The following is a 17,187-nucleotide window of genomic DNA, read 5'->3' as shown; positions in this document are numbered from 1 at the left end:
TCTCCTAAACGGTCATCTGACGCAGCTGGGGCCGGTTCGTCTTGGCCGGTTCACCGAGCTGCTCCACCAACTGGGCGACAGTTGGATTGGTGAAGATCATCGTGACTTTCACGTCGATGTTGAGTTCGTTGCGTATGCGGCCGATCAGACGGGTGGCCAGCAGCGAATGCCCCCCGAGATCGAAGAAGTTGGCGTCGATGCCGACCTCCTCCACCCCGAGCAGCTCGGCGAACAGTCGGCAGAGGACTTCTTCTTTGTGGTTGCGCGGTGCCCGTCCGGACGCGGCCTCGGCGAGGTCGGGCGCGGGGAGTGAGGAGCGGTCGAGCTTCCCGCTGAGTGTCTTGGGGAACTCGGCGAGCGGCACGATCGCCGAGGGGACCATGTACTCCGGCAGCTTCTCCTGGAGCAGTCCCCGCAAGGCTTCGATGTCGAGGCCGGCCGGGTCCGCCGTGCCGTTCGCCACCACGTACGCGACCAGCCTCTGGTCGTCGGCGCGGTCTTCCCGCACGACGGCCACCGCGCTGGTGACGTCCTGGTGCGTGCGCAGCACCGCCTCGATCTCGCCGAGCTCGATGCGGCGGCCGCGGATCTTGACCTGGAAGTCGGTCCGGTCGACGAACTCGAGCTGGCCGTCCTTGGTCCACTGCACCACGTCGCCGGTGCGGTACATCCGCGCGCCGGACTCGCCATGGGGGCAGGCGACGAACCGGCTCGCGGTCAGCGCGGTCTGTCCCAGATAGCCCCGCGCCAGCGCGGTGCCGGCGAGGTACAGCTCACCGGCGACGCCGGGCGCGACCGGACGCAGCGCCGCGTCCAGGACGTACACCTGGGTGTTCCAGACCGGCGTGCCGATCGGAAGGCGGTCGGAGCCCGGCTCGTGCCGCCGCGTCGTGACCTCCACGGACGCCTCGGTGGGGCCGTAGAGGTTGTGCGCGACGCAGCCCGGAAGGAGCTCGACGAACCGGTTGGCCAGCGTGGCGGGGAACGGCTCGGCTCCGACCTCGACCCAGCGCAGGCTGGTGCACTGCTTCGCCGTGGGCTCGTCCACGAAGGCCGCGAGGAGGGAGGACACGAAGACCGCGCCGGTCACCCGCTCCCGCTGGATCAGCTCGGCCAGGTAGGCCGGGTCCCGGCGCCCGTCCGGGCGCGCGATCACGACGGCGGCTCCCACCTGCAAGGGCGCGAACATCTCCGGCACCGACGCGTCGAAGCTCGGCGCCGTGCTGAAAAGGACCCGGTCCTCGGCCGTGACGTCGAAGTGCTCCAGGCCCCACTCGATCCGGTTCGTGATCGACCGGTGCGACACCTGCACGCCCTTGGGGCCGCCGGTGGAACCGGAGGTGAAGATGACGTACGCGATGTTGTCGGGCAGCAGCCCGTGTTCCGGATTGGTCTCCGGGTAGGAGGAGACGTCCGGAAGGGCTTCTTCGAGCACAAGGAGCGGCTTGGCGCTGTCGAGCATGTGCCGCACCCGGTCCTCGGGCAGCTCGGGGTCGATGGGCACGTAGACCGCGCCCGCCTTGGCCACCGCGCAGGCGGCGACCATCAGCTCGACCGAGCGCGGGATGCGCACGCCGACGGGACGCTCGGGGCCCGCGCCCTGCTCGACCAGCCAGTGCGCCAGCTGATTGGCACGCCGGTTGAACTCGCCGTACGTCAGCGTCTCCTGCTCGCCGACCACCGCGACACGGTCCGGGGTGCGCTCCGCCTGGGCCTCGAACGCGTCCGGCAGGGTGCCGCCGGTCACCTGGTGCGCGGTGTCGTTGACCTCGCGCAGCAGTCGCTCCCGCTCGTCCTCCGACAACACCTCGATCGCGTGGACGGGCGTCTGCGGGTCGGCGAGCACCTGCTCGAGCACCCGGATAAGACGGGCGCCGATGGCCTCGGCGTCGGCGAGGGTGTAGAGGTCCTTCTGGTAGTCGAGGGAGAGCCTCAGATAGGGGTCGGAGGCGGAGAGGGCGAGCGCGTAGTGCGCGCCCGCGATCGGCCGGATGGCGTCGATCGTGAGCCCCGCCGAGGCGTTCGCTTCGACGATGCCCTCGCGGTCCAGCGGATAGTTCTCGAACCCGATGAACGTGTCGAACAGGGCGGGAAGGCCGCTGTCGCGCTGGATGTCGGCGAGCCCGTAGTAGTGGTGGTCGAGCAGCGCCATCTGCCGGTCCTGCAGCTCGGTGACGAGGTCGGCCACGCTCTGGTCCGGCCGCCAGAACACCCGGATCGGCAGGGTGTTGATGAACAGGCCGACCATGTCGTCGGAGCCGACCAGATCCGCCGGGCGGCCGTTGACGGCAGCGCCGAACGCCACGTCCCGCTGCCCGGTCAGCTTCGAGAGCAGCACCGCCCACGCGCCCTGCAGGAGCGTGTTCAGCGTGACCCCGATCTCCGCGGCGCGCCGGGCGAGTTCGCGCCCCTTGTCGATCGACAGCGGCACCTCGACCTTCCCGATCGCGGACGCCCCCTCCTGGAGGGAGGCGTTCGGGGCGACGAGCGTCGGCTGCTCGAATCCGTCGAGCTCGGCCTTCCAGCAGGTGGCTGACGCCTCGCTGTCGTGCGTGGAGAGCCAGGTCAGGTAGTCGCCGTAGCCGCGGACCGGGGGAAGTTCCTCGGTCCCGGCGTACAGCCGGATCAGATCCCTGATCACCAGCGGCGATGACCAGCCGTCGAAGACGGTGTGGTGTGCCGTGATGATGAGCTTGGCCTGCTGCTGTCCACCGGTGAGCAGCCCCAGGCGGAACAGCGGCGGCCGGGCGGGGTCGAGCCGGTCGGCCCGGTCGGCGGCGAGGAACTCGTCGAGCGCCGCGTTCAGCTCGGCCTCGCCGCGGCCGGGCAGGTCGACGTGCCGCCAGGGCAGGGCCACGTGCTCCGGCACCGCCTGCATCGGGTCGCCGTCGGCGGAGGTGCCGAACGCGGCGCGCAGGTTCGGGTACCGCCTCAGCATCGCCTGCCCGGCGGCCCGCATGCGCTCCGGGTCCACCTGCCCGGTCAGATGCAGCACCAGCTGCATGTGGTAGACGTCGTAGGAGCCCTCGGCGAGCGCGGCCTGGAACTGGATGCCGGACTGCCCGGGCGACTGCGGCCACACCTCCACGAGGCGGCCGTAGCGGGCCTCCCACTCCTCGATCTCGTCCTGCTTCACCTTGACCAGCGGGGCGTCCGAGGGCGTGAGCCCGCCGATGCCGGGCCGCGCGGCGTGCGTGGCCATGCCGTTCAGGACCTCGACCCACAGCTCGGCCAGTTCGGCGGTCCGCTCGCGGGACAGCACCCCGGTGGGGAACATGAAGGCGGCCTGCAGGCGGGTGCCCTCGGCGGTGTCCACGGCGACGGAGTTGACCTCGAGCGCGGACAGGGCGGGCAGGTCCGGGTCGGGCGCCGGGAGCAGTGCGGCGGACCAGGAGGACGGTCCCCATCCGTGCGCGCGCAGGTGCTCGGGCACGTCGGTGTCGGAGATCCGGCCGAGGTAGTTGAAGCCGATCTGCGGCACCGGGCACTCGGCCAGCAGCTCGGCGGTCTCGGTGTTCAGATACCGCAGCAGTCCGTAGCCGACGCCCTTGTCCGGGATCTGCCGCAGCTGCTCCTTGACCAGCTTGATCACCTTGCCGGCCGCGGAGCCGCCGGTGAGGACGTCGGCGAGGTCCACGTCGCGCACGTCGACGCGGGCCGGGTACATGCTGGTGAACCAGCCGACGGTCCGGGACAGGTCGGCGCCGGGGACGACGTCCTCCTCGCGGCCGTGTCCTTCGAGCCGGACCAGGGTCGAGCGGTCGGCGCCGCTCCACCGGTTGACGGCCAGGGCGAGGGCGGCGAGCAGCACGTCGGTGCCGGTGCCCTTGAACGCGGCGGGGAGCTTGGTCAGGACCGCCTCGGTGACGTCGGCGGGCAGCTCCACCTGCACGGTCTCGACCGTGGACCACACGTCCACCGCGGGGTCGAACGCCCGGGTGCCCAGCGGGGGGTTGGGCCCTTCGAGCAGGTCCTGCCAGTACCCCAGTTCCGCTTCCCGCTGCTCGGAGAACGCCTCGTCCTGCAGCGCCCGCGCCCAGCGGCGGGCCGAGGTGCCCACCGCGGGCAGCTCGGGCGCCTTGCCGGTGCGGACCTGCTGCCAGGCCTCGGCGAAGTCCGACATGAGGATGCGCCAGGAGACGCCGTCCACCACCAAGTGGTGCAGCACCACGAGGAGCCTGCCCGCACCCGACTCCGGGGCGAACCAGACGAACTGCGCCATGGTCCCGGCCTCCGGGTCGAGGCGCCCCACCGCGGCGTCCAGCTCCGCCTTCGCCGCCGCGAGGGCGGAAGGATCGTCCCAGCGGCCGTCGCCGTCGCAGGCGACCCGGTGGAGCAGGTTCCCCGCGCGCACGGCTCCCACCGGGGCTACGTCCAGGGAGAGTTCACCGTCGCGCATCAGGCGGGCGCGCAGCAGGTCGTGCCGGTCGAGCACGGCGTCGAGCGTCGCGGCCAGGCCCTGCTCGTCGATGCCCGCGGGCAGCTCGAGCGCCATCGACATGGCGAAGCGGTTGATGCCGCCGCCGTGCTCGAACACGTGGCGCGCCACCGGCTGCGACGGCATCGGGCCGACGCCGCCGCCCTCCAGCTCGGCGAGCGCGGGCGCCTGGTCCTGGCGGACGGAGGCCACCTCGGCGAGGCGGGCCGCCGTGCGGCACTCGAAGATCTCCCGCGTGGTGACCTGCAGGCCCCGGGCGCGGGTCCGCGCGACCACCTGGATGGAGCGCAGGCTGTCGCCGCCGACGGCGAAGAAGTCGTCGTCGATGCCGACCCGTTCCACGCCGAGCACATCCACGTACGCCGCGACGATGATCGCCTCGGCCTCGGTGCGCGGCTCCCGGTAGGCCTCGCCCACGAACTCCGGCTCGGGCAGCGCCGAGCGGTCCAGCTTGCCCGTCGGCCCCAGCGGCATCCGGCCCACGGTCACGAAGGCCGACGGCACCATGTAGTCGGGCAGCCGCGCCGCCACGAACCGGCGCAGTTCGGCGGACGAAGCACCGGCCATCGTGCTCACGTCGCCGACGCCGCCCGCGCCGTCGTCGAGGCCGACGGCGTCGCCGTCGCCGTCGTGCACGACGTACGCGACGAGCTGACGTGCGCCCGAGGGCACCTCGCGGCTGATCACCACGGCCTGGCTGATGCCGGGGTAGAGCTCGCACACCGCTTCGACCTCGCCCGGCTCGATGCGGAAGCCGCGCACCTTCACCTGGCCGTCGGCCCGGCCGAGCACTTCGAGCTGGCCGCGCGCGTTCCAGCGGGCCAGGTCGCCCGTGCGGTACATCCGTTCGCCCGCCGGGCCGAAGGGGTTGGCGACATAGCGCTCGGCGGTCATACCCGGGCGGCCGAGATAGCCGCGGCCCAGGCAGTCCCCCACCACGTACAGCTCCCCGACCACACCCTGCGGCACCGGGGCGAGCCCCGGGCCGAGCACATAGGTGCGCATGTTGCCCAGCGGGGTGCCGATCGGCGCGACCTCGCCCTCCGCCCACTCCTCGGACGCGGCGAGGGAGTACGTGGTGACGTAGAAGCTCTCGCTCTGCCCGTACGAGTTGACGATCTGCGCTCCCGGCAGGGCCTCGCGCAGCTGCTGCACGAGGCGGGCGGGGAGCACCTCGCCCGCGAGCACGACCGAGCGCACGTCGGGCGTCTTCTCCAGGTGGCCCACCAGTTCGCCGAGGACCGAGGGGACCGCGCTGACGACGTGGCCGTCCCAGCCGTCCCGCTCGCCGAGCGCGAGGGCGTTCGGCACGACCTCGGCGGTGCCGCCGGTGGACAGGGTGGTCAGCAGCTCGAAGACGGAGACGTCGAAGTTGACCGAGGTACCGGCCAGCATCTTCCATCCGGTCGGCGCGTCGAGGACGCGCACCAGCTCGCGGACGCCGTTGACGAGGTTGCGGTGGGTGATCGCGGCGCCCTTGGGCTTGCCCGTGGAGCCGGAGGTGTACATCACGTACGCCAGGTTGTCCGGGGAGAGCGGCGCGGTGCGCCCCGCGTTGTCAGGCGTGCTCGTGGGCGCCTCCCACTGGGCGCGCTCGTCGAGGTTGACGGTGACCATGTCGTGCCGCGGCAGGTCCTGCGCCGTCGCGGTGTCGGTGACCACGAAGCGCGGGCGGGCCTCGGACAGCACGGTCTCCGCACGGCCGGCGAGGTACTGCGGGTCCATCGGCACGTATCCGGCACCGGACTTGAGGATGCCGAGCAGCCCGGCCACCAGGTCCTCGGTGCGCGGCAGCGCGAGGACCACCAGGTCCTCGGGCCCGGCGCCACGCCGGACCAGCTCCCAGGCCACGGCGTTGGCCCGGTCGTCGAGCTCGCGGTAGGTCAGCGTCCGGTCGTCGCACACGAGCGCCGTGGCGTCCGGCGTCCGGGCCACCTGGCCCTCGAACAGCTCCGGGACCGTCAGCGCGGGCACCTCGGTCGCGGTGTCGTTGAACTGGGTGAGCAGCAGGTCACGCTCGGCCGCGTCGAGCACGTCGACACCGCTGATCCCGCGCCCCGAGTCGGCCACGAGCTGGCTCAGCACGCGGACGAACCGGTCCGCGAGGGCCTCGATGGTGGCCCGGTCGAACAGCTCCGTGCGGTACTCAAGGCGGCAGCGCGCCCCGCCCGAGAGGTTCGGGACCAGGTCGAAGAACAGGTCGAACTTGGCCGTCCTGGTCTCCAGCCTCTGGAACCCGACGTCGAGGCCGGGGATCTCCAGGTCCGGCACGGGCGGCTGCCAGGAGAGCATCACCTGGAAGAACGGGTTGTAGGCGGTGGACCGGTCCGGGTTGAGCAGTTCCACGAGACGCTCGAACGGCAGGTCCTGGTTGTCGTACGCGGCCAGCGACCGGTCCCGCACCCGCTGAAGGAGCTGGGCGAAGGTCGGGTTCCCCGACAGGTCGACCCGCAGCACCCAGGTGTTGACGAAGAACCCGACGAGGTCGCGCAGCTCCTCGTCGGTGCGGCCCGCGATCGGCGCGCCGATGGGCACGTCGTCGCCGCAGCCGAGGTGGTGCAGGAGGACTCCGAGGGCCGCGTGCATGACCATCGACACCGTGGTGTCCTGCTCCGCGGCCAGCTTCTCCACCGCACCGAGCAGCTCGGGGTCGATGGAGAACACGGCCATGTCGCCGTGCTGGCTCATCGCCTTCGGACGCGGGCGGTCCGTCGGCATGGCCAGGGGCTGCGGCAGATCCGCCAACGCCCCGCGCCAGTAGGCCAGTTGCCTGGCCGCCACACTGTCCGGGTCGGACTCGTCCCCGAGTACGTCCCGCTGCCACAGCGCGTAGTCCGCGTACTGCACCGGCAGCGGCTCCCACGCCGGGGCCCCGCCCTCCCTGCGGGTCGCGTAGGCCGTGTTCAGATCACGGAACAGCGGCCCGAAGGACTCCCCGTCCATCGCGATGTGGTGCGCCACGACGACCAGCGTGTGCTCGCGCTCCCCGCTGCGCAGCAGCCGGGCGCGGAGCGGGATGTCGACGGCCAGGTCGAAGGTCCCGGTGGCCATCTCGTCGACCGCCGCCGCGAGGTCATCCTCCGCGACCTCGACGACGGGCAGGTCGAACGGCACTTCCTCGGTCTCCAGGACCCGCTGGAGCGGAACGCCGTCGCTGTCCTCGACGATCACCGTCCGCAGGGCCTCGTGCCGGTCGATGACATCATGGAAAGCCGCCTGCAGCGCGCCCACGCTCAGGTCACCGGTCAGCCGCAGGGCGGAAGCGCCGTTGTAGGTCGGCGACGGACCTTCGAACCGGTCCACGAACCACAGTCGGCGCTGCGCGAACGACAACGGGATCATTGAGTCTCCAAAATCGGCAGGGCTATCGGGGAGCAATCCGCCAGTCAGTTCTGATCAAGTACTGTCAGGAGTTCGTTGCTGTAGAAGTCGTCGAAGGAATAGGCACCCGACACCGTGGAGAAGTAGCGGTCGATCAGGTCCTGGTGACCGACCAGCTTCCGCACCATCTCCGCGTTCCGCTCGGGCTTGAGCTCAGCCACGTTGATCGCGCCCTGGTAGAAGCTGTACAACTTGCCGTGCAGGTCGCTCTCGTAGCCCTTCAGCGCCGCCTCGAGTGCCGCGTCGTCGTGCAGCTGCTCCCCGATGTGGTCGGTGAGCGTCTGGGCCTGGATGAAGGCGTCGGTGATGCCGCGGGCGGTGATGGAGTCCTTGTGGTGAACCGCGTCGCCGAGCAGGGCCCATCCGGGTCCGAAGGCCTTGCGGAAGTAGTTCTCCTGGGCTCCCGTGCCGTACATCTGCTCCACGCGCTCGCCCGCCTGCATCCGCTCGTACAGCTCGGGGGCCGTCGTGCGGACGGCTTCGAGGTAGGAGGGCTCCACCGCGGTGCGCACGTGCGAGAACTCGCTCTGCGGGAAGTAGGTCATGATCAGCGTGAGGTCGTCGTTGGTGGGGGCGAGGGCGATCCAGCGCCCCGTCCGCTCGTACAGCTCGAAGTGCGCGGGAACCCCCGCCCAGTAGCTGTAGTAGGCGCAGGTCACCCGCGGGTGCTCGACGACCTTCTGCGCGCCGACCTTGCGGGCCACCAGTGAGCGCATGCCGTCCGCGCCGACGACGAGCCGCGCCCGCTCCGTCGCCTCGGCGCCGCCGGGTGTCGTGTACCGCACGCCTACGACCCGGTCGCCCTCCCACACCAGGTCGTTGACCGTGCAGGACTCCTGGAAGTCCACACCGGCGGCCACGGCCCCGCGCGCGAGGATCGGGTCGAGCACGAACCGCCGCGGCGCGTACGTGGTCCGGTGGCCGTCGACCGGCAGGGAGAACCCTTCGAGGCGGACGCCGAGCGCCTCGTAGCTCTGGTGGTCGATCGGGCGGCAGCCCGCCTCGCGGAGTTCGTCGAGCAGCCCCCATCGATCGAGCAACGCCACGCCCGGCTGGTGGAGGTAGTGCGAGGACAGCGTGTCCTGCGGGAACTTCGCCTTCTCCAGGAGCAGTACGCGATATCCCTGTCGCGCGAGCAGCATGGCCGTTGGCGAACCCGCACAACGGGCACCGATGACAATCACGTCATACATGGCGCCTCTCTTCCCTAGTGGCTTCGTAGATCCCAACGGCCGCGGCCGGAAGACTCATTGCGGATACGCGCTGCTGAGGCAGCGGCCGGAATAGCCGCTGCCGCGCACATGTTGATGGGCATCTGATTCCGTACCGATTCTCACCGACGGAGAAGGAACACGGAACCAATTGAGCCTTACCAGAGCGAAGAAGCCGCCGTCGATCGTTATGTCATCGCGTTGGAGTTCCCGGCGCCGAACGGCACACACTCTTCGACGATCTTTTCAGGCCGCACGCCATCGATCAAGGTCTGTCTGCGATCAGCACCGCACGCTCCGCTATTCCGTACGGACTCACCGGAATCCGCGGGATGTTGGCGAACCTGGCGGGAAACCATGTTCCGCGGCAGCGTCGCGGGGAGGCGGGTACGCGCGTCGCCAGCGTTGAACTCGCCGCCCACCGGGGCGATGGGCGCGAGCGGTGAGCGCGCGAATCGGTTCCCCTCAGCGTTCGGCTTCGCGTACGTCACCCGCTGGCCGACGCGGAAACCGGCAACGGCGCAGGAAGTCGCCTCCGCTGGGGTTGCTCGCGCTCGCCGTCGCCCTCACCAGGTTCCCGACGAAGGGCGGCGCCACGTCACGCGGCCATGGCCTTCTGCAGGCTCTTCGGGCGCAGGTCGGTCCAGTTTCGCTCGACGTACTCCAGGCACTCGGCTCTGGCCGCCTCCCCGAAGACCACTCGCCAGCCCGCGGGCACCTCGGCGAAAACCGGCCACAAGGAGTGCTGCTCCTCATCGTTGACCACGACGAAGAAGCGGCCGTTCTCGTCATCGAAGGGGTTCGTACTCATCTGCCACCGTCCTTAGCCGTCACGAGGGTGACTCGGTATGGGAGGAAAACGGGCTGAATCGAGATCGGAAATCGCCGACAGCGGGTGGGTTCGCCGACCGGTGTTGTCCTGTCGACGGGACCGAAGGACATCCATGGGTAATGTGGAAAATTGACGCTCTGCGGGGGACCGTATGGCTCGGGCGCACAATGACGCAAACGCGGCAGAATCGCCGAAGTCCCGGCCGAACGCTTGATTCTCGACTTCACCGGGTTCTGCACAATCGCTACACAATCACTGCATAATCACTGGCAAGCGGTGATCGTTGAGCGGGAAGGATCGAATTCCGGTTCCAGCCGGTCTCCACCCATCGAAACAGCCGAGAAATCATTCACGTACGCCCCCGATCCTTGCCATCCCCGTCGCTGACCGTTGCCGTCGGCATGGCCACCGCGACGCCACCGTAGGTGGCCTGGAAACGTCGTGCAAGGGAAAACAGTGCGGGCACTCCCCGGGCACCGGTTGTCCCGCTGACAGGACAGCAGGAAGTGCCCCGGAGGGCCGCCCGCGCGGCCCGGTCGGGCAGCTCGGTCGTCTCCTCCTGCCCGGCTCGGGCTAGATGTCCACGATGCCGCGCTTTTCCTCCCACTCCCGCACCAGGTTCTCGCCGGAGGCGGAGCACAGCATGTTGTCCATGTCCGTGCGCACCGACGGCTTGTGCGGGGGCAGTTCGTGACTGCCGGGGATCATCCGCAGGCGCCCCACACGAAGGCCCCCTCAGCGATGAGGGGGCCTTGGGGCGTGTTCCTGTCTACAGGGCCTTCCCGCCCTTCGTCCGGCGGCTCAGGGACGGCCTGCTGGACTGGGCGACGTCCTTCCACGTCTCCGACAGAGCGGCGATGGTGCGCGCGGCGAACAGCTTGCGGATGGACACCTCCTGGTTCAGTCCCGCCCGGATCAGGCCGGTCAGCCTGATCGCCCGCAGCGAGTTGCCGCCTCGGTCGAAGAAGTCGTCGTCGATGCCCACCCGGTCCACTTCAAGGACCTCGGCGAACGCCTCGGCCAGGACCCGCTCGGTGTGGTTGCGCGGGGCCCGGTACGAGCCGTTGTCGACCGTGGGCTCCGGCAGGGACGCCCGGTCCGCCCTTCCGCCCGCCGTCACCGGCAGCCGGTCGAGGACCATGAACACCGACGGCACCATGAACTCCGGCAGCCGTCCCGTGGCGAACCGGCGCAGCTCCTCGGCCGACAGGTCCGTCCGGCCGGCCGGCGGGACCACATAGGCCACCAGGCGCGGCTGCCCGGCATCGTCCTGCCCGGCGACCACGGCCGACTGGGCGAGGCCGGGGTACTCGGACAGCGCCTCCTCGACCTCGGCCAGTTCGACCCTCACCCCGCGCATGTCCGCCTGGGCGTCGGCCCGGCCCACGTACTCCAGGAGGCCGTCGGTACCCCACCGCACCCGGTCACCGGTCCGGTACATGAGTGCGCCCGCCGGACCGAACGGGCAGGGCACGAACCGCTCCGCGGTCCGGCCGGGCCGCCCGAGGTATCCGCGGGTCACGCCGGGCCCGGCCACGTACAGCTCCCCGGCCACCCCCGTGGCGACCGGTGCGAGGCCCGGCCCAAGGACGTACAGGGCCGTGTGGTCCACCGGGCGGCCGACCGTGCCCGCGTGGCGCACCGGGTCGTCCCCGGCCAGGCGGTGGCTCGCGGCGAACACCGTGGTCTCCGTCGGGCCGTGACCGGTGACGACCGCGAGGCCGGGGCAGGCCTCGCGGAACCGGCGCACCGCGGCCGCGGACACCCGGTCGCCGCCGGTCCACACCTCGCGCAGCCCGGCCAGGCGCTCGGGGCAGTCCGCCGCGATCGCCGAGAACAGGTCCGCGGGCAGCCACACCGTGGAAATGTCGTACTCGGCGCGCACCTTCGTCAGCCCGTCGATGTCCAGCCGCGGAGGAGCCACGACCACGCGGCCGCCGTTCAGCAGAGGCGCCCACACCTCCAGGGGCAGCGCGTCGGAGGTGTGCGGCGCGTGCCACAGCACGGTGCTTTCGCCCGCCTGCCGCCAGTGGCGGTCCAGGACGAGCCGCTCCATGTTCCGGTGCGTCAGGGCGGCTCCCGCGGGCGCGCCGCCCGGCTCGGACCCGTACATCACGGCCAGCAGGCCGTCCTGGTGCGATGGCACCGGGACCTCCGGCGCCCCGTCGTCGCCGTCGGCGGCGTCCGGCCGGACGTCGTCGAACAGGATCGTCGGCACGTCCAGACCGGCGGAGAGCGCCGTGGCCGTCGCCGCGTCGGTGAGCAGGAAGCGCGCCGACGAGTCCCTGGCCACCGACCTGATCCGCTCCGCCGGGGACTCCGGGTCGACCGGCAGATAGGCTCCGCCCGCCTGCACCACGCCCAGCAGGGCGACGACCAGGTCCACCGAGCGGGGCAGCGCCACCGCCACGACCGTCTCGGAGCCGACGCCCCGCTGACGCAGCGTCCCGGCCAGGCGGCGGGAGCGCTCGTCCAGCTCCCGGTACGACACCGTCGTGTCCCCGGACACCACCGCGACGGCGTCGGGGGCCTTCTCCACCTGGCGGGCGAACAGTTGCGGAACCGTCAGGCCCGGCAGCGGCGCGTCCGTGGTGTCCGGCGCGGTGAGCACCCGGTCCCGCTCGGCGCCGCTCACCACGTCAAGGGCGCCGACCGGCCGCTCGTCGGCGGCCACGACGGCGTGGATGTACGCGATCAGGTCCTCGCCGATGAAGCGCAGCTCCGCGCGGGAGTACAGGCCCACGGGGGCGTCGAGCCGGATGAACAGGTCGCTGTCGGCGGTGCCGTCGGTGTAGATGCCGACCGACAGTTCCTCGAAGGTGCCGGTCGTCCCGCCGAGGTAGTGCGCCGGGCTGTCGGCGAAGTGGATCTGCTCCGTGAACTCGGCGACGTTGATGACGGCGCCGAAGCTGCCGCGGTCGTTCAGGGCGGTCGCGCTCGCGCGCTGGATCTCCGAGTAGTGGCAGGCGGCGTGGTCGAAGATGTCGTACGTCTCGTCGCTGATCGCGTCGGCGATCTCGCTGAAGGTCGCGCCGAGCGGAACCCGCACCCGCACCGGCACCACGTTCACCGCGAGGCCGGGCGTCCTGCTCGCCACCCCGCCCCGGTTGCCCACGGCCAGCGAGAGCAGGAACTCCGGGCGGTCGCAGCGGTGCCGCAGGAACACCGCCGAGGCCGCGGTCAGCAGCGACGACCGCCACACGCCCATGGACTTCGCGGTCTCGGTCCAGGTGTCGGCCTCGGCGCGCGGAACGGTCAGCGTGCGGCTCACCATGCCGATGGGTTCGGTCAGCTCGCCCCAGCGGTCGGCGCTGCCCATCGGCTCGTCCAGCGCGGATCGCGCCGCGTCGGACAGCGCGACACGCGGGATCTGCGCGGGCGCGGGCGCGTCCGCCAGGTAGTCGCGCCAGAACCGCGTGTCCTCGGTGAACTGCTCGGACGCGCGGTACTCCGCCGCCTCGGCCGCGAACGGCTCGACGTCCCACGGGTGCTCGAGCTCCGGTACCTCCGAGCCCCGCGACAACGCCGTGTACACCTCGGCCAGGCGCTGCGACAGCAGGCCACCGGCGCCGTACCCATCCGAGATGAGGTGGTGGTAGATGATCACCAGGAGGGAGCGGTCCGCCCCGAGCCTGACCACGCCGAGGCGGAACAGCAGGTCCCGCGCCAGGTCGAACGGCTGGCGCACCATGTCGGCCAGCGCGGTCCGCGCGGCTCGCTCCGGATCGCCCTCGGCGCTGACATCCAGGAAGAACGGCCGCCAGTCCCCCAGTTCGCGGGGGACGAGGCGCAGCCCGCCGTCGCCGTCGACGAAGGTGACGCGCAGCACCTCCGCCTCGCCCATCACGTGCAGGAACGCGGCTTCCATCACCGCCGCGTCCAGCTCACCGTCCACATTCCACATGGTCAGCGCATGGTTCAGGGTGTCGGGGAACATCTCCTGCGCCCGCCACAACCCTTCATGCGCGGACGACGCACCGAACGAACGCACAGAGATCACCCTTTCAGCAAAACGTCCGGGAACCGGCAGGAAGCCGGAACCGGTAGGAATTCAGAAACTGGTAGGAATTCAGACTGAGGAAGTCGGTGAAGACCCCCACCCGCACCGACGTGGATCGGCTGTTCAAGGCCGCTGGGGCCGGAACGGGCCTGGTCAGGGGCGGACTCGCGGGCCCCGCGCACTGTACGTTCACCGCCGGTCACGACCGGCCCATCGACGTCAGGATGTGCCCGGCGACCCGCCTCGGTGTGGGGTGTTTCAGCACCAGGTTCGGCCTCAGCTTGAGTCCGGTCGTCGTGGACAGGCCCTTGCTCAGCTGCACCGAGAGCAGCGAGTCGAAGCCGATGTCCTTGAACTCCGCGTCGGGGTCGACGGATTCACTGGAGGAGTGTCCGAGCACGACGGCAACCTTCTTGAGGACATGGTCGAGGACAGCGGCCGTCGCCTCGTCGCCGGAGAGCGTGGCGAGCAGGTCCGGCAGGGCGACGGGCTCGTCCGCAGGCGCGGGCGGCTCCGTCGCAGGCTCCTCCTGCGCGGTCACCGCCGGGTGCGAGGAGGCGAGCCAGTAGCGCTGCCGCTGGAACGCGTACGTCGGCACGTCGACCCGCCGACGCGTGCTGAACAGGGCGTCCCAGTCCACGGACCCGCCCCGGACGTGCAGGTCGGCCAGCGAGCCGATCACGGCGTCCACTTCCCCGCGGTCCCGCCGCGAGGACGACAGGACCACCGCGTCGTCCACGTCCTCGACGATCTCCTGCACCGGGACGGTCAGGACAGGGTGCGGGCTCATCTCGACGAACACCCGGAAGCCGTCCCCGGCGAGGCGCCGGACGGACGTCTCGAAGAGGACCTTCTCGCGCAGGTTGTTGTACCAGTACTCCCCGTTCAGCTCCGCGGTGTCGATGACCTCGCCGTACAGGGTCGAGTAGAAGGGCAGCGCCGACGTCGTCGGGCGCACATCGGACAGCGGGCCGAGCACCTGGTCGCGGACCCGGGTCACGTGAGGCGAATGGGACGCGTAGTCGACGTCTATGCGCCTGGCCTGAGCGCCTTCGGCCTTCGTCTTCGCGACGAACTCGTCGAGTGCCTCCGGTTCCCCGGACACCACCACCGAGCTCGGCCCGTTGACCACGGCGATGCTGATCCGGCCCTGCCACTCCGCGAGACGGGCCTCAACGACCTCCGCGGACTGGGCGACCGACGCCATCCCGCCGTGACCGATGAGGTCCACCAGGGCCTTGCTGCGCAGCGCCACGACCTTGGCGGCGTCGCGCAGCGAAAGGGCGCCGCAGACGTGGGCGGCGGCGATCTCACCCTGGCTGTGGCCCACCACCGCGGCCGGTTCCACACCCCAGGACCGCCACAGGGCGGCCATGGACACCATCATCGAGAACAGCGCGGGCTGCACCACGTCCACCCGGTCGAGCGTCGGTGCCCCCTCCACGCCGCGCACCACGTCGAGCAGCGACCAGTCGACCCACTCCGACAGCGCGGCCGCGCACGCGTCGAGGCTGCGGGCGAAGACCGGGAAGGCGTCGTACAGCTGCCGTCCCATGCCGACCCACTGCGAGCCCTGCCCGGGGAACACGAACGCGACGCCGCCGAGGTTCCCGGCCGTACCGCGCACCACCGCGGCGGACTCCTCACCAGCGCTCAACTCGGCCAGAGCGCCGAGCAGTTCGTCCCGGGAGCGGCCGACGACCACCGCGCGGTGCTCGAACCGCGACCGGCTCGAAAGCAGCGACGCGCCGATGGCGGCGACGTCCGCCCGCGGATCGGCGGCGAGGAAGTCCCGCAGCTTGCCCGCCTGCCCCCGCAGGGCGGCCGCGCTCTTGGCCGACACCGCCCACGGCACGAGGCCGCCGACGACGCCCGGTCCAGGGTCCCGCTCGTCGCCCTGCTCGTCGGCCACTTCCCGCGGCGGAGCCTCCTCCAGGATCACGTGCGCGTTGGTGCCGCTGACACCGAACGACGACACACCAGCCCGTCGCGGGCCGTCCCCGCGGGGCCACTCACGGCCCTCCGCCAGGAGCTCGATCCCGCCGGACGACCAGTCGACGTGGCGTGAGGGCTTCTCCACGTGCAGGGTCTTCGGCAGGTAGCCGTGGCGCATGGCGAGGATGGTCTTGATGATCCCGCCGACCCCGGCGGCGGCCTGGGCGTGCCCCATGTTCGACTTCAGGGAGCCCAGCCAGAGCGGCTGGTCCTGTGCCCGGCCCTGGCCGTAGGTCGCAAGCAGGGCGCTCGCCTCGATGGGGTCTCCGAGGGTGGTGCCGGTGCCGTGGGCCTCGACCATGTCCACCTCGCCGGGCGCGACCCCCGCGTTCGCCAGGGCCTGCCGGATCACCTTCTCCTGGGCGCGGCCGTTGGGGGCGGTCAGTCCGTTGCTTGCCCCGTCCTGGTTCGTCGCGGAGCCGCGCACGACGGCGAGGACCGGGTGGCCGTTGCGGCGGGCGTCGGAGAGCCGCTCCAGGAGCAGCACGCCCACGCCCTCCGCCCAGCCGGTCCCGTCGGCGGTGTCCGAGAAGGCCTTGCACCGGCCGTCGGGCGACAGGGCGCCCTGCCGGGCGAACTCCACGAAGGCCGCGGGCGACGACAGGACGAGGGCGCCGCCCGCGAGGGCGAGCGAGCACTCCCCCATGCGCAGCGACTGCGCCGCCAGGTGCAGGGCCACAAGGGACGACGAGCACGCCGTGTCCACGGACACCGCGGGGCCGGTCAGGCCCAGCTCGTACGCCACCCGCCCTGACGCGACGCTCAGCGAGCTGCCGTACAGCAGGTGGCCCTCGAGATCGCTCCGGCCGCCCTCCAGGAAGCGCCAGCCGTATTCGGTGGAGCTCACCCCGGAGAAGACGCCGACCTCCTCCCCGCGGATGTCGGCGGGGACGATGCCGGCCCGTTCGAAGGCCTCCCACGACGTCTCGAGGAGCAGGCGCTGCTGCGGGTCGATCGCCAGCGCCTCGCGCGGGCTGATGCCGAAGAAGCCCGCGTCGAAGGCGCCCACGTCGTCGAGGAACCCGCCCTGGCGCACGTACGAGCTGCCGACGCGGTCGGGATCGGGGTCGTAGACGTCCCGCCACCCGCGGTCCTGCGGGAAGTCGCCGATGACGTCCCTGCCCTCGCGGAGCACGTCCCACAGCTCGTCGGGCGTCGACACGCCTCCGGGGTAGCGGCACGCCATGGCCACCACGGCGATCGGCTCGCCGCGTCCGGCCTTCAGGGTGTCGATCTCCTGCCGGAGGCGGTCGCGCTCCTCCAGCAGGGTGCGGAGCACCCGTTGGACCCGGTCCGTGCCCTCCGCCGTGCGGCCTGCGGAGTCGTTCAT

Annotated in this window: 6 protein-coding genes; all 6 read right to left on the bottom strand. The window is 71.3% G+C overall.

Annotated elements, in window-relative coordinates; genetic code table 11:
• Nucleotides 1-4: 4 nt before the first annotated feature.
• The 6 genes from AC07A4_RS18365 to AC07A4_RS18340 all read right to left on the bottom strand — a co-directional run bounded on the left by AC07A4_RS18365 (nt 5) and on the right by AC07A4_RS18340 (nt 17,187).
• On the bottom strand, nt 5-7,780 hold the full coding sequence (locus AC07A4_RS18365) for an amino acid adenylation domain-containing protein (protein WP_478599540.1): 7,776 nt from the start codon (nt 7,778-7,780) through the stop codon (nt 5-7).
• Between the two features lie 44 nt (nt 7,781-7,824).
• The gene (locus AC07A4_RS18360; protein WP_478599537.1) at nt 7,825-9,012 is read right to left on the bottom strand and encodes an NAD(P)/FAD-dependent oxidoreductase; all 1,188 of its coding nucleotides are present in this window, start codon (nt 9,010-9,012) and stop codon (nt 7,825-7,827) included.
• A 616-nt stretch (nt 9,013-9,628) separates the two neighbouring features.
• On the bottom strand, nt 9,629-9,841 hold the full coding sequence (locus AC07A4_RS18355; RefSeq protein WP_478599535.1) for an MbtH family protein: 213 nt from the start codon (nt 9,839-9,841) through the stop codon (nt 9,629-9,631).
• 594 nt (nt 9,842-10,435) lie between these two features.
• Nucleotides 10,436-10,570 carry a hypothetical protein gene (locus AC07A4_RS18350; protein WP_478599532.1) on the bottom strand — a complete coding sequence of 45 codons (135 nt, stop codon included), beginning with the start codon at nt 10,568-10,570 and terminating at the stop codon, nt 10,436-10,438.
• A gap of 61 nt (nt 10,571-10,631) precedes the next feature.
• The gene (locus AC07A4_RS18345) at nt 10,632-13,853 is read right to left on the bottom strand and encodes a non-ribosomal peptide synthetase (protein WP_478599529.1); all 3,222 of its coding nucleotides are present in this window, start codon (nt 13,851-13,853) and stop codon (nt 10,632-10,634) included.
• Between the two features lie 208 nt (nt 13,854-14,061).
• Entirely contained in the window at nt 14,062-17,187 is a 3,126-nt protein-coding gene (locus AC07A4_RS18340) for a type I polyketide synthase (RefSeq protein ID WP_478599526.1), read from the bottom strand.

The organism is Streptomyces sp. NPDC043996 (assembly GCF_056435225.1).
This window is presented reverse-complemented; position numbering and strand designations above follow the sequence as displayed.